The 16,916-nt window shown below is 67.0% G+C and carries 15 protein-coding genes and 1 riboswitch; of the genes, 8 read left to right on the top strand and 7 right to left on the bottom strand.

The window, feature by feature from the left end; all coding sequences use genetic code 11:
* Window positions 1-24: 24 nt before the first annotated feature.
* The gene (locus tag AC5O77_RS12990) at window positions 25-255 is read right to left on the bottom strand and encodes a glutaredoxin family protein (RefSeq protein ID WP_149909241.1); all 231 of its coding nucleotides are present in this window, start codon (window positions 253-255) and stop codon (window positions 25-27) included.
* A 100-nt stretch (window positions 256-355) separates the two neighbouring features.
* On the opposite strand from AC5O77_RS12990, the gene AC5O77_RS12985 reads away from it, so the two are divergent.
* Together AC5O77_RS12985 and AC5O77_RS12980 are read left to right on the top strand one after the other, a co-directional pair.
* Window positions 356-1,738: an L-serine ammonia-lyase gene (locus tag AC5O77_RS12985; protein WP_024956918.1), complete on the top strand. Its 1,383-nt coding sequence runs from the start codon at window positions 356-358 to the stop codon at window positions 1,736-1,738.
* Between the two features lie 122 nt (window positions 1,739-1,860).
* Complete coding sequence (locus tag AC5O77_RS12980) at window positions 1,861-2,856, top strand: alpha/beta fold hydrolase (RefSeq protein WP_317217246.1); 996 nt, start codon at window positions 1,861-1,863, stop codon at window positions 2,854-2,856.
* Window positions 2,857-2,904: 48 nt separating this feature from the next.
* On the opposite strand, the gene AC5O77_RS12975 is transcribed toward AC5O77_RS12980, so the two are convergent.
* The 3 genes from AC5O77_RS12975 to metX are packed head-to-tail and all read right to left on the bottom strand — an operon-like array spanning window position 2,905 to window position 6,232.
* Window positions 2,905-3,972: a homoserine dehydrogenase family protein gene (locus AC5O77_RS12975; RefSeq protein WP_032127793.1), complete on the bottom strand. Its 1,068-nt coding sequence runs from the start codon at window positions 3,970-3,972 to the stop codon at window positions 2,905-2,907.
* Window positions 3,969-5,204, bottom strand: a complete 1,236-nt coding sequence (locus AC5O77_RS12970; RefSeq protein ID WP_032127792.1) for an O-succinylhomoserine (thiol)-lyase — start codon at window positions 5,202-5,204, stop codon at window positions 3,969-3,971. Before AC5O77_RS12970 ends, AC5O77_RS12975 begins: the two co-directional genes overlap by 4 nt.
* Window positions 5,201-6,232: a homoserine O-succinyltransferase MetX gene (gene metX, locus AC5O77_RS12965; RefSeq protein WP_478058150.1), complete on the bottom strand. Its 1,032-nt coding sequence runs from the start codon at window positions 6,230-6,232 to the stop codon at window positions 5,201-5,203. The genes AC5O77_RS12970 and metX overlap by 4 nt, the downstream gene beginning before the upstream one ends.
* A gap of 77 nt (window positions 6,233-6,309) precedes the next feature.
* Window positions 6,310-6,428, bottom strand: a riboswitch (SAM riboswitch).
* Window positions 6,429-6,577: 149 nt separating this feature from the next.
* Between metX and AC5O77_RS12960 the strand changes: the two genes are divergently transcribed.
* The 4 genes from AC5O77_RS12960 (at window position 6,578) to AC5O77_RS12945 (ending at window position 12,043) form a co-directional block, all read left to right on the top strand.
* Window positions 6,578-7,462: a M23 family metallopeptidase gene (locus AC5O77_RS12960; protein ID WP_478058149.1), complete on the top strand. Its 885-nt coding sequence runs from the start codon at window positions 6,578-6,580 to the stop codon at window positions 7,460-7,462.
* A 66-nt stretch (window positions 7,463-7,528) separates the two neighbouring features.
* Window positions 7,529-9,133, top strand: a complete 1,605-nt coding sequence (locus AC5O77_RS12955) for a peptide chain release factor 3 (protein WP_014038155.1) — start codon at window positions 7,529-7,531, stop codon at window positions 9,131-9,133.
* A 214-nt stretch (window positions 9,134-9,347) separates the two neighbouring features.
* Window positions 9,348-9,986 (top strand): PAQR family membrane homeostasis protein TrhA, encoded by a 639-nt coding sequence (gene trhA, locus AC5O77_RS12950; protein ID WP_005410682.1) that lies wholly within the window; start codon window positions 9,348-9,350, stop codon window positions 9,984-9,986.
* An 83-nt stretch (window positions 9,987-10,069) separates the two neighbouring features.
* A complete protein-coding gene (locus AC5O77_RS12945; RefSeq protein WP_478058148.1) occupies window positions 10,070-12,043 on the top strand; it encodes an AsmA family protein in 1,974 nt (657 codons plus the stop codon).
* A gap of 497 nt (window positions 12,044-12,540) precedes the next feature.
* On the opposite strand, the gene AC5O77_RS12940 is transcribed toward AC5O77_RS12945, so the two are convergent.
* Genes AC5O77_RS12940 through mtgA form a run of 3 tightly spaced genes read right to left on the bottom strand, consistent with a single transcriptional unit; the run spans window position 12,541 to window position 14,758 of the window.
* Window positions 12,541-12,972 (bottom strand): CBS domain-containing protein, encoded by a 432-nt coding sequence (locus AC5O77_RS12940; protein WP_019336409.1) that lies wholly within the window; start codon window positions 12,970-12,972, stop codon window positions 12,541-12,543.
* Entirely contained in the window at window positions 12,932-13,951 is a 1,020-nt protein-coding gene (locus tag AC5O77_RS12935; RefSeq protein WP_032130071.1) for a glycosyltransferase family 2 protein, read from the bottom strand. Before AC5O77_RS12935 ends, AC5O77_RS12940 begins: the two co-directional genes overlap by 41 nt.
* Window positions 13,952-14,008: 57 nt before the next feature.
* A complete protein-coding gene (gene mtgA / locus AC5O77_RS12930) occupies window positions 14,009-14,758 on the bottom strand; it encodes a monofunctional biosynthetic peptidoglycan transglycosylase (protein ID WP_032130069.1) in 750 nt (249 codons plus the stop codon).
* 77 nt (window positions 14,759-14,835) lie between these two features.
* Here mtgA and hslO point away from each other — a divergent pair, with 77 nt between their 5' ends.
* Together hslO and AC5O77_RS12920 are read left to right on the top strand one after the other, a co-directional pair.
* Window positions 14,836-15,729 carry an Hsp33 family molecular chaperone HslO gene (gene hslO / locus AC5O77_RS12925; protein ID WP_032130068.1) on the top strand — a complete coding sequence of 298 codons (894 nt, stop codon included), beginning with the start codon at window positions 14,836-14,838 and terminating at the stop codon, window positions 15,727-15,729.
* A 116-nt stretch (window positions 15,730-15,845) separates the two neighbouring features.
* Complete coding sequence (locus tag AC5O77_RS12920) at window positions 15,846-16,694, top strand: XOO1806 family protein (RefSeq protein WP_049420960.1); 849 nt, start codon at window positions 15,846-15,848, stop codon at window positions 16,692-16,694.
* Window positions 16,695-16,916: the final 222 nt, after the last annotated feature.

Genomic DNA, 16,916 nt, shown 5'->3' with positions numbered 1-16,916 from the left:
GCAGGTGCCGGCCAGCGGCCGGCACTACCGATCGACGGCCAGCCACGCCCGAACCGCAGCCGCGTCGAACGGCCAGTCCAGCTCACGGTCGCCGCGCTCGTCGCGCAGCACCGGCACCCGCGCGCCGTAGCGCGATTCCAGCGCTGGCTGGTCATCCAGGAACACCGATTCGAATTCCGGCGCCCGGGCCTTGGCCAGCTCGGCCAGCGCCATGTCGCACAGGTGGCAGTCGTCACGCTGGAACAGAGTCAACACCGGCAGGGTCCCCTTGGTGGAAATGCTGCGCCGCAGCCATTGAAGTGCGGCGTGAACCGCTAGAATAGCGGTCTCTTCCGGTACCCGCAGTACGGCAACCATGGCTGTCAGCACGTTCGACGTTTTCAAGATCGGCATTGGCCCGAGCTCCTCGCACACCGTCGGGCCGATGAAGGCCGCCGAGCGATTCATCCACCGCTGGTTGCTCGACCCGGGCCGCCTGCACGAGGTCGCGCGCATCCGTGCCGACGTCTACGGCTCGCTGGCGCTGACCGGCCGCGGCCATGGTACCGACAAGGCGATCCTGCTGGGCCTGGAAGGGCAGCGGCCGAACCTGATCGACCCGGACATCATCCCGGCCACGCTGGAGCGCATCCGCAGCAGCAAGCGCATCCAGCTGATGGGCCAGCACGAGATCGCCTTCGACGAGAAGCGCGACCTCGGCATGAACAAGCGCCAGAAGCTGCCCTACCACACCAACGGCATGCGCTTCACCGCGTACAACGCCGAGGACGAAGTGATCGCCACCCGCGATTATTACTCGGTCGGTGGCGGCTTCGTGGTCAACCAGGACGACGCGGCCGATGACCGCATCGTGCCCGACGAGACCCCGCTGCCCTACCCGTTCAAGAGCGGCGACGAGCTGCTGGCGCAGACCGCACGCAGCGGCCTGAGCATCGCCCAGCTGATGTTCGAGAACGAGAAGTGCTGGCGCAGCGAAGACGAGATCCGCGCCAACCTGCGCGAGATCTGGAGCGCGATGCAGTCGTGCGTCGCGCGTGGCATCCGCGAGGAAGGCGTGCTGCCGGGCGGCCTGAAGGTCGGCCGTCGCGCACCGGCGCTGTACCGCGAGCTGTCGTCGAAGCCGGAAGCGGCGATGCGCGATCCGCTGACCACGCTGGACTGGGTCAACCTGTACGCACTAGCGGTCAACGAAGAAAACGCCGCCGGTGGTCGCGTGGTGACCGCGCCGACCAACGGTGCAGCCGGCGTGCTGCCGGCGGTGCTGCATTACTTCGACCGTTTCTGCCCGGGCGCCAACGAGCAGCGTGTGTTCGACTTCCTGCTGACTTCGGCGGCGATCGGCATCCTGTACAAGGAAAACGCTTCGATTTCCGGTGCCGAAGTGGGCTGCCAGGGCGAAGTGGGCGTGGCCTGCTCGATGGCGGCCGGCGGCTTGGTCGCGGCGCTGGGCGGCAACCCGAGCCAGATCGAGAATGCTGCGGAAATCGGCATGGAACACAACCTGGGCCTGACCTGCGACCCGATTGGTGGACTGGTGCAGATTCCGTGCATCGAGCGCAATGCGATGGGTGCGGTGAAGGCGATCAATGCCTCGCGCATGGCGATGCGTGGCGACGGCAAGCACAAGGTGTCGCTGGACAAGGTGATCAAGACCATGCGCGATACCGGCCGCGACATGCAGGACAAATACAAGGAAACCAGCCGCGGTGGCCTGGCGGTGAACGTCATCGAGTGCTGATGGCCGCAGCCAGGCATGGCCTGGCTCTACCCTGCAGCCGGGCGTGAGCCCGGCTCAACATCGGACGACACCGTCACCGCGTTCCGGTTAGGCTCGGGGCTCCCCTACCCCGGATTGGCCCCATGCGCGTGATCGCTGCTGCCCTGCTTGCCTGCCTGCCGCTGTCCGCGCTTGCCGCGCCGACCTATGGTCCGCGGCTGGAAGGTTTCGACTATGGCTATCCGGTGAAGACTTTCGCGCTGGAGTCGCAGCGGCAGCCACTGGAAATGGCCTATCTGGATGTCCTGCCCAAACGCCGCGCCATCGGCGTGGTGGTGCTGCTGCACGGCAAGAATTTCTGCGCAGCCACCTGGCAGCAGACCATCGCGCCGCTGCTGAACGCCGGCTACCGGGTCATCGCCCCGGACCAGGTGGGCTTCTGCAAATCCAGCAAGCCCGAACGCTACCAGTATTCGTTCGCGCAGCTGGCCGCCAACACCCATGCCCTGCTGCAACAGCTGCAGCTGGGTGATGTACCGGTGCACCTGGTCGGTCATTCGATGGGCGGCATGCTGGCGGTGCGCTACGCGCTGATGTTCCCGCAGGACCTGCGCAGCCTGTCACTGGTCAATCCAATCGGGCTGGAAGACTGGAAGGCGCTGGGTGTTCCCTGGCGCAGCGTGGACACGTGGTACGCCGGCGAAATGAACATCAGCTATGACAGCATCCGCCGCTACCAGTTGGACGTGTACTACGACGGCAAGTGGAAGCCGGCGTATGAACCGTGGGCGCGGATGCAGTCGGGCATGTATGAAGGCCCGGGCAAGCAGGTCGTTGCATGGAGCCAGGCACTGGCATCGGACATGGTGTTCAACCAACCGGTGGTCTACGAACTGAAGAATCTGCAGGTGCCGACCACGTTGTTCATCGGCCAGAAGGACCGCACCGCGATCGGCCGTGACCTGGCGCCGCCTGCGGTGAAGGCGACGCTGGGCAATTATCCGGTGCTGGGCAGAGCAGCGGCCGCGGCCATTCCGGGCGCGACGCTGGTCGAGTTCGCCGAACTGGGCCATTCGCCGCAGGTGCAGGACCCGAAGCAGTTCAATGCGGCATTGTTGAAGGCGTTGAGGTCGCGTTGAGATTGCGGGCCCGCCGGGCATGGCCCGGCGAGCGCAGCAGCACGGACATCAACCCACGATCCGCAGCACGTCATCCAGCAACGCGGCCGCAGTGACTTCCGCACCCGCGCCCGGCCCCTGGATCAGCAACGGCTGGCGGCGGTAGCGATCACTGTGGATGGCCACGCGGTTGTCGGTGCCCGCACCCTGCGCCAAGGGGTGATCGGCCGGCAACTCGCGCAGGCCTACCTGCGCACCCTCGCCATCAACGCGGCCGACGAAACGCAGCACACGACCATTGTCGCGTGCCTGCTGCCAGCGCGCCTGCAGCGGCGCATCCAGCTGCTCGAGCGCAGCCACCGCATCCTCCAGCGGCAGCGCTGCCAGCGCTTCAGGCACCAGTGAATCCACCTGCACCTGCGAAGCATCCAGCGCCAGCCCGCTGCTGCGCGCCAGGATCAGCAGCTTGCGGCGCACGTCCTCGCCGGACAGATCCAGACGCGGGTCCGGTTCGGTATAACCGGCCGCCAGCGCCTCGCGCACCGCCGCCGAGAACGGCGATTGGCCGTCATAGCGATGGAACAGCCACGCCAGCGAGCCGGACAGCACGCCCTCGATGGCGTGGATGTGGTCGCCACCGGCTACCAGCGCGCGCAGGCTGCTCAGCAACGGCAGGCCGGCACCGACGGTGGCGCTGTCGCCATAGCGTGCGCCACTGTCTGCGCAGCTCTCGGCGATGGCCGTGGCACGTGCCAGCTGCGCACCGCGGCCCAGCTTGTTGGCGGTGACCACGTGCACCCCACGCGCCAGCCACTGCACGTGACGTGCGGCCACATCTTCGCTGGCAGTGGCATCGACCACCACGTCACCCCGTTCCAGCCCTTCGGCGCTCGCCCATGGCGGTGAGCTGAGACCATCACGCGGTGCGCGTCGTGCCAGCTCCAGCGGCAACGCCAGATCACGGTCGATCGCCAGTGCGGTGCGCGAATTGGCCAGCCACTGCACGCTGGGCAGTTCCAACCCGCGTGCCTGCAACGCCTGGTAGCGCTGCACGAAGGCAGAGCCAACCGTGCCGGTGCCGAGCAGCGCCAGGCGTCCCACGCCCAGCGCAGGAATGTCAGCGGCGAGCGCGCTCATGCATCCACCACCTGTTTGCGGCGCGCAGCCGCATCGATCACGGCTTCGGCGCGCTGCAGCGCTGCGCCGAGATCAGCCAGCAGGTCACGCTCGGCCTCGATGCCGACCGACAGGCGCAGCAGGCCTTCGCTGATGCCGGCGGCCGCGCGCGCTTCAGCGGTCATCGCCGCATGGGTCATGGTGGCCGGGTGCGCGATCAGGCTTTCGACGCCACCCAGCGATTCGGCCAGGGTGAAGCAGCGCAGGCCATCGACGAAGGCACGCACTGCGGCATGCGGATCATCGCCTTCGCAGTCGGCCAGTTCGAACGACAGCATCGCGCCGAAGCCGCTTTGCTGGCGCGCGGCGATGGCGTGGCCCGGGTGATCGGCCAGGCCCGGGTAGTACACCGCGCCGACCGCCGGATGCTGGTCCAGCAATGCGACGATCGACGCGGTGTTTTCCTGGTGCACGCGCAGGCGCGCATCCAGCGTGCGCAGGCCGCGCAGGGTCAGGAACGCATCGAACGGCGAGCCGGTCAGGCCCAGCGCGTTGCCCCACCACACCAGCTGCTCGTGCAGCGCCGGATCGCGCGCGACCACCGCCCCACCGACCACATCGCTATGGCCATTGATGTACTTGGTGGTGGAATGCAGCACAAGGTCCGCGCCGAACGACAGCGGCTGCTGCAGTGCCGGCGACAGGAAGGTGTTGTCAACTACCACCAGTGCACCGGCCTTGTGCGCGGCCTCGATGACGAAGCGCAGGTCGGTGATGCGCAGCAGCGGGTTGGACGGGGTTTCCACCAGCACCAGCTTCGGCTGCGTGGCCAGCGCCTGCGCCAGTGCGCGCGGATCGGTCAGGTCGGCGGTGACCAGTTCGAAGTGGCCCTTTTTCGCCAGCGCATTGAACAGGCGCCAGCTGCCGCCGTATGCATCGTGCGGCACCACCAGGGTGTCGCCCGGCTGCAGCAATGCGTTCAACACCAGGTTGATCGCACCCATGCCGGTGGCGGTGATGACGCCGCCGGCGCCGCCCTCCAGTTCCGCCAGCGCCTCGCCGAGCAGGTCACGGGTCGGGTTGCCACTGCGCGTGTAGTCGTACTGGCGCTTGTTGCCGAAGCCTTCAAAACTGAAGTTCGACGACAGCACGATCGGCGGCGTGACCGCACCATGCGCGGTGTCCCGATCGATGCCGGCACGGACGGCGGCAGTGGTGCGACTACAGGACGGCTCGTTTGCGTGCAGGCTCATGCGGACTCTCCAGAAGTACGGAAGGCGGTGGCGAGGATCGCGTCGATGCGATCGGTTTCTTTGAGGAAGGCGTCGTGGCCGTAGGGCGAGCGCAGCACGCGCAGACTGCCGCGCGGGCCCAGCCCTTCGACCAGACCGACCAGGTCGGCCAGCGGCACCAAGCGGTCACCCTCCACCGCGACAACTACGGTGGGCGGCAGGATCGCGGTGGGGTCGACGCGGTGCAGGTCGATCGATTCGGACAGGCGCAGGTAAGCGGTCACCGGCGTGCGCGCGACGTACTGCGCACCGGCCGCATCGAGATAATCTTCGGCGGCCACGCGCACGCGGCCATTGATCACTTCCGGCGCGGCATCGAAGCGCTCGCCGAACTCTTCCGGGGTGCGGTAGCTGAGCATGGCGAACTGCCGGGCCAACGCCAGACCGTGGTCTTCGCCGCACTGCAGCTGGCCCAACGCGACCGCGCGGCGCTGCAATGCGCGCCAGGCGGCGGCATACGGATGCGGGCGATGCGCGCCACTGGCCAGCACCAGCTGGCGCACGCGTGCACGGTAGCGGATCGCGAACTGCTGGCCGACCAGCGCCCCGTAGGAGTAGCCCACGAACGCCTTCAGCGTGCGGATGCCGAGATGGTCCAGCAGCAGCGCCAGTGCATCGGCCTGGTCGGCGGTATCGATCGGCACATCCAGTGCACCATCGGCGCCGATGAAGTCGAAGGCCAGTACACGCAGCTGCTGCGGATCCAGCGCGCGCCCGCTGCCGACCAGGTCTTCGGCCCAGCCCTTCTCGCTGAACTGTGCATTGGACGCCACGTGGCGATGGGCGGAAATGCCACCGGCCAGCACCACCACCGGCGCATTGGCCGGGCCGACCCACTCATAGCGCAGGCGCACCGGGCTGGGGCCGGCGTGACGCATCGACAGCACCGCGGCGAACTCACCGCGCTCGGCATGCACGCGGTCTTCGACCGGCACGCTGACGGGGACAAAGGGTTCGGGGCGAAGCGCGGTACTGGCGGCGAAGCTCATGGCGGGATCCGGTTGGGGAATCGGCCATCGAGCCTTCGCGGGGCCCGCGTTCGAGATGCACGTGGGGTGCATGGTTCGAACCATCTTTCGGTGGACGCCACGGTCCCCGCAGGATTTGGCACCTACGCAGACGCTTTCGCATCCGCGGGCTGCCCCGGCTTCAAAGGGCCTGTCCCTCTGCCGGTCTCGATGGTGGAGCCACGATGCCAGCCCTTTCCGGCACTGTCAATCCCTTCATGCGGATAAAGCGATGAATATTTTCAACACGACTATGCGAAGGCGGTCGCGGTCGTCCTGTTCAGGATCGGCTACAGTCCCGGCGGTCCCTACCCTCTGGAACCACTGATGCTGCGCCTGCCCCTGACCTGCCTGCTGATGTCCCTGCTGGCGAGCACGACGGCCAGCGCCGGTGACTGGCGCCAGGGCTGGGGACTGGTTTCCCCCGCCACCCCAACCACCCACGCTGGCAGTGCCGAGGGCGCCGCCCCCATGGCCCGGCTGCGCCTGCAGCCGGTCGGCACGCAATGGCAGGCCCGGATCGACAATGGGCTGGCAGGACCGCTGCAGATCGAACTGCGCGCTGCACCCGGACGCCCGGTCGAAGGGCTGCCGCTGCAATCGCTGATCCAGGGCGACAGCAGCCTGGTGGTCGGCCACCTGCCCGCCCCGCTCGATGGCCGCACGCTGGATCTGCGCCTGCAGTCGGTGCCGGGCAACCCGGCCGCACAGGCCGAAGATGTCGCCTATCGCCTGCCTTTCGATGCGGCCCGTCCGCGCGTGGACCAGGCGCCGCAGGGCCGGTTCAGCCACGATGACGAGGAGAACCGCGACGCGGTGGACTTCGCACTGCCGGAGGGCACGCTGGTGCTGGCCGCGCGCGAGGGCACGGTGATGCAGATCCAGGATGGCTTCCGTGGCAACGGCCAGGACCGCGAACGTGATGGTGCCCGCGCCAACTTCATCCGTGTGCTGCACAGCGACGGCAGCATGGCGCTGTACGGCCACCTGCAGGCCGGCGGCATGCGCGTGCGTCGCGGCCAGGCGGTGGGGACCGGGCAGCCGCTCGGCCTGTCCGGCAACAGCGGCTTCAGCAGCGCGCCGCACCTGCACTTCGTGGTGCAGGTCAACCGCGGCATGGGCCTGCGCTCGGTGCCGGCACGGATCTTCGCCGAGCAGGGCCAGCTGCAGTTCGCCCGCCAGGGCGAGGCCGAAGGCGGCACCGGGCGCTGACCGCCCCCGGCCGGTATAATCGGGCGCTTATCACTTTGAAAAGCGCCCCGGGCGGGCGCCACTGCCATGTCCGAAGTCGCCAACGAAGCGTCGCGTCGCCGCACCTTCGCCATCATTTCCCATCCTGACGCCGGCAAGACCACGCTGACCGAAAAGCTGCTGCTGTTCGGAGGCGCGATCCAGATGGCCGGTTCGGTCAAGGGCCGCAAAGCCGCCCGACACGCCACCTCCGACTGGATGGCGCTGGAAAAGGAGCGCGGCATCTCCGTCACCTCCTCGGTGATGCAGTTCCCGTACGAAGGCAAGATCGTCAACCTGCTCGACACCCCCGGCCACGCCGACTTCGGCGAGGACACCTACCGCGTGCTGACCGCGGTGGACTCGGCGCTGATGGTGATCGACGTGGCCAAGGGCGTGGAAGAGCGCACCATCAAGCTGATGGAAGTCTGCCGCCTGCGCGACACCCCGATCATGACCTTCATCAACAAGCTCGACCGCGAGGGCAAGGACCCGATCGAGCTGCTGGATGAAGTGGAAACCGTGCTGGGCATCCAGTGCGCGCCGGTGACCTGGCCGATCGGCATGGGCCAGCGCCTGAAGGGGGTGGTCCACCTGCTGACCGGCGAAGTGCACCTGTACGAACCGGGCCGCAACTTCACCCGCCAGGACTCGACCATCTTCCCGTCCATCGATGCGCCCGGCCTGGCCGAGAAGATCGGTGCACAGATGCTGGCCGACCTGCGCGACGAACTGGAACTGGTGCAGGGCGCCAGCCATCCGTTCGACCTGGACGCCTACCGCGCCGGCAAGCAAACCCCGGTGTTCTTCGGCTCGGGCGTGAACAATTTCGGCGTGCAACCGCTGCTGGACTTCTTCGTCGAACATGCCCCGTCGCCGCAGGCGCGTTCCACCACCGGCCGCGAGATCGCCCCGGAAGAGAACAAGCTGACCGGCTTCGTTTTCAAGATCCAGGCCAACATGGACCCGCAGCACCGTGACCGCGTGGCGTTCATGCGGGTCTGCTCGGGCCGCTTCAGCGCCGGCATGAAGACCTTCCACGTGCGCACCGGCAAGGAAATGAAGCTGGCCAACGCGCTGACCTTCATGGCCAGCGACCGCGAGATCGCCGCCGAGGCGTGGCCGGGCGATGTGATCGGCATCCACAACCACGGCACCATTTCCATCGGCGATACCTTCACCGAAGGCGAAGCAGTCACCTTCACCGGCATCCCCAACTTCGCCCCGGAACTGTTCCGCCGCGCACGCCTGCGCGATCCGCTCAAGCTCAAGCAGCTGCAGAAGGGCCTGGCCCAGCTGTCCGAAGAAGGTGCGACCCAGTTCTTCCGCCCGCTGACCAGCAACGACCTGATCCTGGGTGCGGTCGGCGTGCTGCAGTTCGACGTGGCCGCCTACCGCCTGAAGGACGAGTACGGCGTGGAAGCCACGTTCGAGCCGGTCAGCGTGACCACTGCGCGTTGGGTCCACTGCAGCAACGAGAAGAAGCTGGAAGAGTTCCGCGAGAAGAATGCGCTGAACCTGGCGCTGGATGCAGCCGGCCACCTGGTCTACCTGGCACCGACCCGGGTCAACCTGCAGCTGGCGCAGGAACGCTCGCCGGACGTGCGCTTCTCGGCCACCCGCGAAGCGGCGCATACGGTTTCGGTGGGCTGATGCCAGCGGGCCGGATCCCTTTCCGCAAGGAAAGGGCTCTGCCCCCGGCCGTCGCGGGTGGTTCATCCACGCATGGCGTGGATCTACCGCTCACGGATTCATCGGCGCAACGCAGGGATTCACCCACCATACGGTGACGGGCGTGCACACGGCGGCCATCGCGGCGATGATAGGGGGACGCGGGTCCCCCTCCCCGTGAACGATGCCCATGCCCATGTCCACGACGTCCATTGCTTCGATCCGTGAAGAAATCGCCAGCGCCCTGACCCATGGCCTGGGCGCGGTGTTCGCCCTGGCAGCCAGCGCGGTGCTGATCACCCTGGCTGCGATCTACGGCGACGGCTGGCAGCTGGCCAGCGCGATCGTATTCGGTATCGCGCTGTTGCTGCTGTACACCGCCTCCACCCTGTATCACGCCATCCAGCATCCGGTCGCCAAGGGCCGCTTGAAGGTGTTCGACCACTGCGCGATCTACGTGCTGATCGCGGGCACCTATACCCCCTTCACCCTGATCGGCCTGCGTGGCCCGTGGGGCTGGGGCCTGTTCACCGCGATCTGGGCGCTGGCGCTGGGCGGCGTGGTGTTCAAGCTGTTCTACACCGGCCGCTTCAAGGTGCTCTCAACGGTGATCTACATCGCCATGGGCTGGCTGGTGGTCGTGGCGATCAAGCCGATGTGGGCCTCGATCGACGGCGGCACCCTCACCTGGCTGTTCGCCGGTGGCCTGTCGTACACGCTGGGGACCTACTTCTACCACCGTGAATCGATCCCGTATTCGCATGCGATCTGGCACCTGTTCGTGATCGGTGGCAGCGTCTGCCACTTCGTCGCAGTCACCATGCAGGTGCTGTAAACCAGCGTTCGAACGCGGCGTGTGCACACCACGCACATGGACGCTTCGCGCCCTGTCCACGAAGAGGGGGCAACCATGGCGGCGTGAATGCTGCCGCCTCCCCTGCCGCAAAGCGCACGACCCGCTGGCGCCTCCGCCGCCCCGGCCCACGAGGCCGGCGCTGGCTCACGATCCTGATCTTCCTGCTGGCGGCACTCCTGCTGCTGATCGCGCTGTGGGACTGGAACTGGTTCAAGGGACCGGTTGAGCGCGCGGTGCAGGCACGCACCGGCCGTGCGCTGCACATCGGGAACCTTGATGTCGACCTCGGCCGCACCAGTACGATCCGCGCCGATGCGATCACCTTCGCCAATGCAAGCTGGGCGAAGCAACCCGATATGGCCACCGCAGACCGCGTCGAGATCGACGTGCGGGTGTGGCCGCTGCTGCGCGGCAGCGTGCAGCTGCCCGAAGTACGCCTGACCCGGCCGGACGTGCTGCTGGAAACAGCGCCGCGCAAGGGCGACCCGGGCAATTGGGATTTCCTCGGTGGCAGCGCCGGCGGGACCAGCCCGCAGCTCAAACGGTTGCGCATCGATGACGGTCGCCTGCAGTTCCTCGACGCGCTCGGCCGTACCGATATCCGCGTGGACGTGCGCAGCGGCCAGCCGAAACAGGCCGATGCGGCGCCACCGCTGCTGGTACAGGGCAAGGGACACTGGCAGGGCAATCCGTTCACCCTGCGTGGCGGCACGGAATCACCGCTGGAGCTGACCGACAGCGACCATCCGTTCCGCATCCATCTCGATGGCCGAGCAGGCGCCACCCACGCGGTAGCCAGTGGCACGCTGACCAATCCCTTCCAGCTGCGCGTGTTCGATCTGCAGTTTGCGCTCAGCGGCCAGGACCTCGCCGACCTCTATCCGCTGCTCGGCATTGCCATTCCGCCGTCGCCACCCTATGCGTTGAACGGCCGGCTCAAGCGTGACCACAACGTCTGGCGCTACGACGCCTTCACCGGCAAGGTCGGCGACAGCGACCTCGGTGGCAATCTGCAGTTCGAAGTGGGCGGTGCGCGGCCGCGGCTGACCGCCACGCTGGAATCCAAGCGCCTGGACTTCGATGACCTTGCCGGCTTCGTCGGTGCCCCACCGAAAACCGGCGGCGGCGAAACCGCCAACGCCGAACAGAAGGCCGAGGCCGCACGGGTTGCCGCCCGCGCACGCGTGTTGCCCGACACGCCCTACAACCTCGGCAAGCTGCGCGCGATGGATGCCGACGTGCGCTGGAAGGCCCACCGCATCAACGCGCCATCGCTTCCGTTGGATGACATGGATGCACACCTGTTGCTGGATGACGGCGTACTGCGGCTGGACCCGCTGAACTTCGGCGTGGCCGGAGGCGATATCCGCAGCACGATCCGCATGGACGCGCGCCGTCCGCAGATCAGCACCGCCCTGAAGGCCAGCGTGCGCGGCGTGCAGCTCAGCCAGCTGTTTCCGGACGCGAAACTGGCCGAGCAGGCCAAGGGCGGCATCGGCGGCGAGGTGGACCTGAGCGGCCGCGGCAACTCGATCGCCGCAATGCTCGGCAGCAGCAGTGGCAAGGTCGGCCTGGCGATGGGCCGCGGCCATGTCGGCAACCTGGTGATGGAACTGGCAGGGCTGGACATCACCGAATCACTGAAATTCCTGGTGACCGGCGACAAACAGATTCCCCTGCGCTGCGCCTTCGCCGACTTCGGCGTGCGCGACGGCCTGATGACCAGCCAGGCGCTGGCGGTGGACACCACCGATACGATCCTCATCGGCGAAGGCACGGTCAGCCTGCGCGACGAGACCCTGGACCTGCTGCTGAAACCGCGCCCGAAGGACAAGAGCATTCTGGTGCTGCGCTCTCCACTGCACATCAGTGGCACGTTCAAGGACCCGTCATTCCGACCGGACTTCAAGGCATTGGGCATCCGGGGAGCCGTGGCCCTGGCACTGGGCAGCATCGCCCCACCGGCGGCGTTGCTGGCGACCATCGAACTGGGGCCGGGGAAGGATGCCGACTGCGGTGGGCAATATGCGAAGTAGGTTTACAGCGTTGTTCGCGGCGCCTCTTTTCCCGCGCGTAGAGCCGGAGCAAGGCGACAGGCAGGACACGCCGTAAATACGTCCCCGTAGGCTCGGTCGGCGCATCCATGCGCCTCACGGTCCTGCCTGCCGCCTTGCTCCGGCTCCGGACAGTTTCCTGCGCGCGCGGAACGAGAGCGAAATTCAAAGTCAAAAGAAGAAAGCAAAGTCAAAAGCTGTTGCCAACCAAGGTTGGCAGCTACCAAAGGCGAGCCACCGCGCATGTATGCACCGCGCTCGCAGGAACGTGTCTAAGGGCGGAGGGCATGGGCGTGCAGGACCGTTGGCGCCATGGATGGCGCCATCGAGCCCCCATGGATGGGTTTACGGCGTGTCCTGCACGGCCATGCCCTCCGCCCTCCGACGTAGCAGGAAGGCGCTGCTTTGGCTTTGGCTTTGGCTTTGGCTTTGAGCTTCGAAAAGCGGGCCGGCGGGCCGCAGGCCCGCCAGCGAACAACTCACCCTGCCACGATGTACTGCTGCAGCTGATCCAGCTCGCGCCGCTGCGCATCGATCACCGACTTCACCAGGTCGCCGATGGAAATCACCCCCAGCACCTGTGCGCCCTCCACCACCGGCAGGTGGCGGATGCGGTAGTCGGTCACCAGCTGCAGGCAATGCTCTACCTGTTCGCCCGGCGAAACCGTCACCACCTTCGCCGTCATGATCTCGGCCACCGCCGTATCCCGCGACGAACGATCACGCAGCACGATCTTGCGCGCGTAATCGCGCTCCGAAAGGATCCCGACCAGCCGCGGACCGTCCATCACCAGCACCGCGCCAATGCCCTTTTCCGCCATCAACCGGATCGCATCGATCACCGCCGCATCCGGCGCGACCGCATGTACTTCAGGAGACTTGCCGTCCAACAGTTGCCGTACCGTGGTCATCTGCCTGCCCTCCGAGGGTGGGTTGCAGGGCCGAGTCTGCCACGGCGGATGCTAGCCAGGCGTCAACCAGGTACAACGGGCGCTGCTTGGATTCCTCGTACAGCCGTCCCAGGTACTCGCCGATCAGGCCCAGCGCGATCAACTGCACCCCGCCCAGGAACAGGATCACCGCCATCATCGTCGGCCAACCCGCCACCCGGTCACCGTACAGGGCCGCCTTGGCAATCACCCAAACGCCGAATACGAAGGCCACCGCCGCCGTTGCCAGGCCCATGTAGGTCGCCGCCCGCAGGGGAACGGTCGAGAACCCGGTGATGCCCTCCAGCGCGAAGTTCCACAGCCGCCACAGGCTGAACTTGCTGGAGCCGGCCACCCGCGCGTGACGGTGGTAGGGCACAGCAATACGCTTGAATCCGACCCAGCTGAAAAGGCCCTTCATGAAGCGGTGGCGTTCACGCATCTCGCGCAGCGCACTCAGCGCGCGTGGCGACAACAGGCGGAAATCACCGGTGTCGGCAGGGATCGGCGTGCGTGACAGGCGACCGATCACCCGATAGAACGCCGCCGCCGTGGCGCGCTTGATCCAGGCTTCGCCATCGCGGGCCATGCGCGTGCCATAGACGTTGTCATGGCCCTCGCGCCAGCGCGCAACGAACTGCGGCACCAGTTCCGGCGGGTCCTGGCCGTCGGCATCCAGGATCATCGCCGCGCCGTCGCGCACCAGATCCAGGCCGGCAGTCAGCGCGGCCTCCTTGCCGAAATTGCGCGACAGCTTCAACGCCGATACGCGCGCGTCGTCCTGCGCCAATCCTGCGATCACCTGCCAGGTACCGTCGTGGCTGCCATCGTCCACATACAGGATGTGGCCATCGATGTCGGGCATTCCGTCCAGCACCGCACACAGGCGGGGATGCAGGCACGGCAGCGCCTGCTCCTCGTTGTAGGCGGCGATGACGACAGTAAGGCGTTCGCGGTTCATGCCCGGATTGTACGTTGCCTGCAGGTGCATGGCCTGCCGCCCCGAGGGCAGGTGTCCTCAGTCTTCCGACAGGTACGCCGCGCCGCCCAGCTGCCGTGCCTGGCGCTGGATCCATGCCGCGCGCCGCTGCACGTACGGCCCTGGCTTTGCCGCGTTGTAGCGCCGCGGTGCCGGCAACACCGCCGCCAGCCGTGCACTCTCGGCCGGACTCAACCGGGACGCATCCTTGCCCCAGAACGTCTGCGCCGCCGCCTGCGCGCCATAGACGCCGTCGCCGAACTCGGCGATGTTGGCGTACATCTCCAGGATCCGTTCCTTCGGCCACAGTGCTTCGATCAGCACCGTGTACCAGACTTCCAGGCCTTTGCGGATCCAGCTGCGGCCCTGCCAGAGGAACAGGTTCTTGGCGACCTGCTGGCTGATCGTGCTGGCCCCCCGCAGGCGTCCGCCCTTGGCGTTGTGGTCGCGGGCCTTCTCGATGGCCTGCAGGTCGAAGCCATTGTGGTCGGGGAAGCGCTGGTCCTCCGCGGCCACCAGCGAGATCGGCAGGCTCGCTGCCATCTGGTCCAGGTCGCGCCACTGGTAATGCAGGCGATAGGACCAGTCGGCCTCCCCCAATGCCTCGCCATAGCGCCACAGCATGACCGTGGATACCGGCGGGTCGATGAACCGCAGCACCAGTACCTGCAGGCAGCTGAAAGCGGCCAGCAGCAGCGGCAGCCAGAGCAGCCGTTTCCAGCGCCAGCGCCTGCGGCGCGGGACTTCCGCGATGGCCTCCACCTTGTGCTGCTCTCCCCCTGCCCCCATTACTGGTGCATCCTTCTTCTATCCGGTTGTCGGCGCATTATCCGGCAACCGCCCTCGTTTACGCGCGATGTGAGCCGATGACCGCCAACCCCGATTCCCTGATCCGCTTCCTGCTTCCCGACGCTGGCGTCCGTGGCGTCCACGTGCGCCTGCAGGCTACCTGGCAGGAGATCCTGTCCCACGCCGAGTACCCGGATACCGCCGCCGAACTGCTCGGCGAGGCCTGCGTGGCCTCGGCGCTGTTCACCGGCCACACCAAGATCGATGGCCGCCTCTCAATCCAGCTGCGCAGCAGCACCGCGCTGCGCACCCTGTTTGCCGAGTGCACCGCCGCCGGTACCCTGCGCGGCATCGCCCAGCTCAGCGACGGCGCCGATGCGCCGCGCGACCTGTCCAGCCTGGGTGATGACGCCCTGCTCGCGATCACCATCGAGAACCCGGGCCTGGACCCGCGCGAGCCGCAGCGCTACCAGAGCCTGGTCGCGCTGACCGCACCGGAGCTGGACGAGGCCTTCGAGGACTACTTCCGCCAGTCCGAACAGCTGCCGACCCGCCTGCTGCTGGCCGCCGACCGCAACGGCGCCGCCGGCCTGCTGCTGCAGAAGCTGCCGGGTGACGAGGGTGACGAAGACGGCTGGGCGCGTGCCAGCGCCCTGTTCGAGACCCTGGGCAAGGCCGAGCTGCTGGCGACCCCGGCGGAGCAGTTGCTGCACCGCCTGTTCCACGAAGAGAAGCCGGAACTGATGGGCGGCAAGCCGCTGTCCTTCGCCTGCTCCTGTTCCCGCGAGCGGGTCGCGTCGATGCTGCAGTCGCTGGGCGAGGACGAGGCCCGTGCCGCAGCCGCGGACACCGGCGCCGTCGAGGTCCGTTGCGAATTCTGCGGGCGGGAGTATCACTTTCCTTTGACGGAGTTCGGCATACTGTTCCACGGTGCCGAGGGGACTGTACCGGCGCCTGAACGGCTTCAGTAAACGGCTTGTCTTGCATCTGGGGGGATCAAGGCTTGTTAAGAATTCATAAACACCCTAGGATCAAGTTCCCGTCTCCGCGGGAACTTCCGTTGTCCGTCCCTGTCTGAACTGGTCCGATGCGTACCTTCCTGCGTCTACCGCTGGCCCTGCTGATCGCCCTTGGCGCGATCACGGGCGTGCACGCGCAGAGCAAGGACACCCGGACCGTGCTGCCGGTATGGAACAAGGGCAGCGGCAAGGTCGAGGCCCTGCTGTACCTGGAGCCCACCGGTGAACAGGCCGCCGGCGCCCGCTGGCACTTCGGCCGCAACTCGCTGGATGCGGCCTTCGGCCTGTCCTCCGGCGATTCGCTGGGCCTGCTCTGCAACAGCAGCAGCGGGACCAGCATGAGCGGCCTGGCCAGTCACTGCATGCTGGCCAGCCTGGGTGACGACGACGACCTCAACAGCCGCCGCTTCACCGGTACCGCTGCGCTGAACCGCGGCAGCAGCCGTCTCGGCATCACCGCCGGCACCGGTCGTGAAACACTTCCGGCGTGGCTGTCCGGCCCGAACAAGACACCCTCGCTGCGTGCCGAGCAGAACGATCTGACCGTATTCGCGCAGAAGAACATCGGCCGCGAGGGTTTTGTCTCGATCGCCGGTACCTACGCCAAGGCCCGCCTGGTACCGCTGGCCGATGCCGCACCGTCCATCGTCGACCGCTGGGACAGCAAGAGCCTGAGCATCGGCGCCGGCTACGGCAACTTCACCGGCAGCATCATCGGCCGCGTGATCGACGTGCCGGGCAAGCCCGGCAAGTGGGAGGGCCTGGGCATCGGCCTGACCTGGCGTACCCCGTGGTCTGGCCAACTTACCGTTGGCGCCGAGAACGTGATCAGCCGCGGCAAGAATCCGTTCTCCCCGCGCAATGAAAGCAATGACGACGGCACCGTGCCGTATGTGCGTTACGAACAGGACCTGTAACTCCAGTTGCGGCGCAGCATGCGGCCCCGCATGGCCGCCAAGCCCAACAGCTGCAAGTCCTTGGGTCAACGCGCTGAACGCCCGTCACACTAGGCATTGCGGCTGCGGCACGGCGCGAGTCCGAGGCCTGCCTTCATCTATTTCATACAAGTCATTAACAGCCCTTTAATTATTGGAAAAGGGCAGTTAGTATCGGCTCAGCTTCACGTGTTTTGGTGGCGC

This window comes from Stenotrophomonas sp. INTA L402-1 (assembly GCF_059295135.1).
The sequence above is the reverse complement of the archived record's forward strand: the minus strand, read 5'-3'. Positions and strand labels throughout refer to the sequence as shown.

Excerpts from the sequence above, each read along its gene's own strand:
- AC5O77_RS12985 (WP_024956918.1), top strand. The coding sequence starts at position 356 with ATGGCTGTCAGCACGTTCGACGTTTTCAAGATCGGCATTGGCCCGAGC.
- AC5O77_RS12980 (WP_317217246.1), top strand. The coding sequence starts at position 1,861 with ATGCGCGTGATCGCTGCTGCCCTGCTTGCCTGCCTGCCGCTGTCCGCG.
- AC5O77_RS12975 (WP_032127793.1), bottom strand. The coding sequence starts at position 3,972 with ATGAGCGCGCTCGCCGCTGACATTCCTGCGCTGGGCGTGGGACGCCTG.
- AC5O77_RS12970 (WP_032127792.1), bottom strand. The coding sequence starts at position 5,204 with ATGAGCCTGCACGCAAACGAGCCGTCCTGTAGTCGCACCACTGCCGCC.
- metX (WP_478058150.1), bottom strand. The coding sequence starts at position 6,232 with ATGAGCTTCGCCGCCAGTACCGCGCTTCGCCCCGAACCCTTTGTCCCC.
- AC5O77_RS12960 (WP_478058149.1), top strand. The coding sequence starts at position 6,578 with ATGCTGCGCCTGCCCCTGACCTGCCTGCTGATGTCCCTGCTGGCGAGC.
- AC5O77_RS12955 (WP_014038155.1), top strand. The coding sequence starts at position 7,529 with ATGTCCGAAGTCGCCAACGAAGCGTCGCGTCGCCGCACCTTCGCCATC.
- trhA (WP_005410682.1), top strand. The coding sequence starts at position 9,348 with ATGTCCACGACGTCCATTGCTTCGATCCGTGAAGAAATCGCCAGCGCC.
- AC5O77_RS12940 (WP_019336409.1), bottom strand. The coding sequence starts at position 12,972 with ATGACCACGGTACGGCAACTGTTGGACGGCAAGTCTCCTGAAGTACAT.
- AC5O77_RS12935 (WP_032130071.1), bottom strand. The coding sequence starts at position 13,951 with ATGAACCGCGAACGCCTTACTGTCGTCATCGCCGCCTACAACGAGGAG.
- mtgA (WP_032130069.1), bottom strand. The coding sequence starts at position 14,758 with ATGGGGGCAGGGGGAGAGCAGCACAAGGTGGAGGCCATCGCGGAAGTC.
- hslO (WP_032130068.1), top strand. The coding sequence starts at position 14,836 with ATGACCGCCAACCCCGATTCCCTGATCCGCTTCCTGCTTCCCGACGCT.
- AC5O77_RS12920 (WP_049420960.1), top strand. The coding sequence starts at position 15,846 with ATGCGTACCTTCCTGCGTCTACCGCTGGCCCTGCTGATCGCCCTTGGC.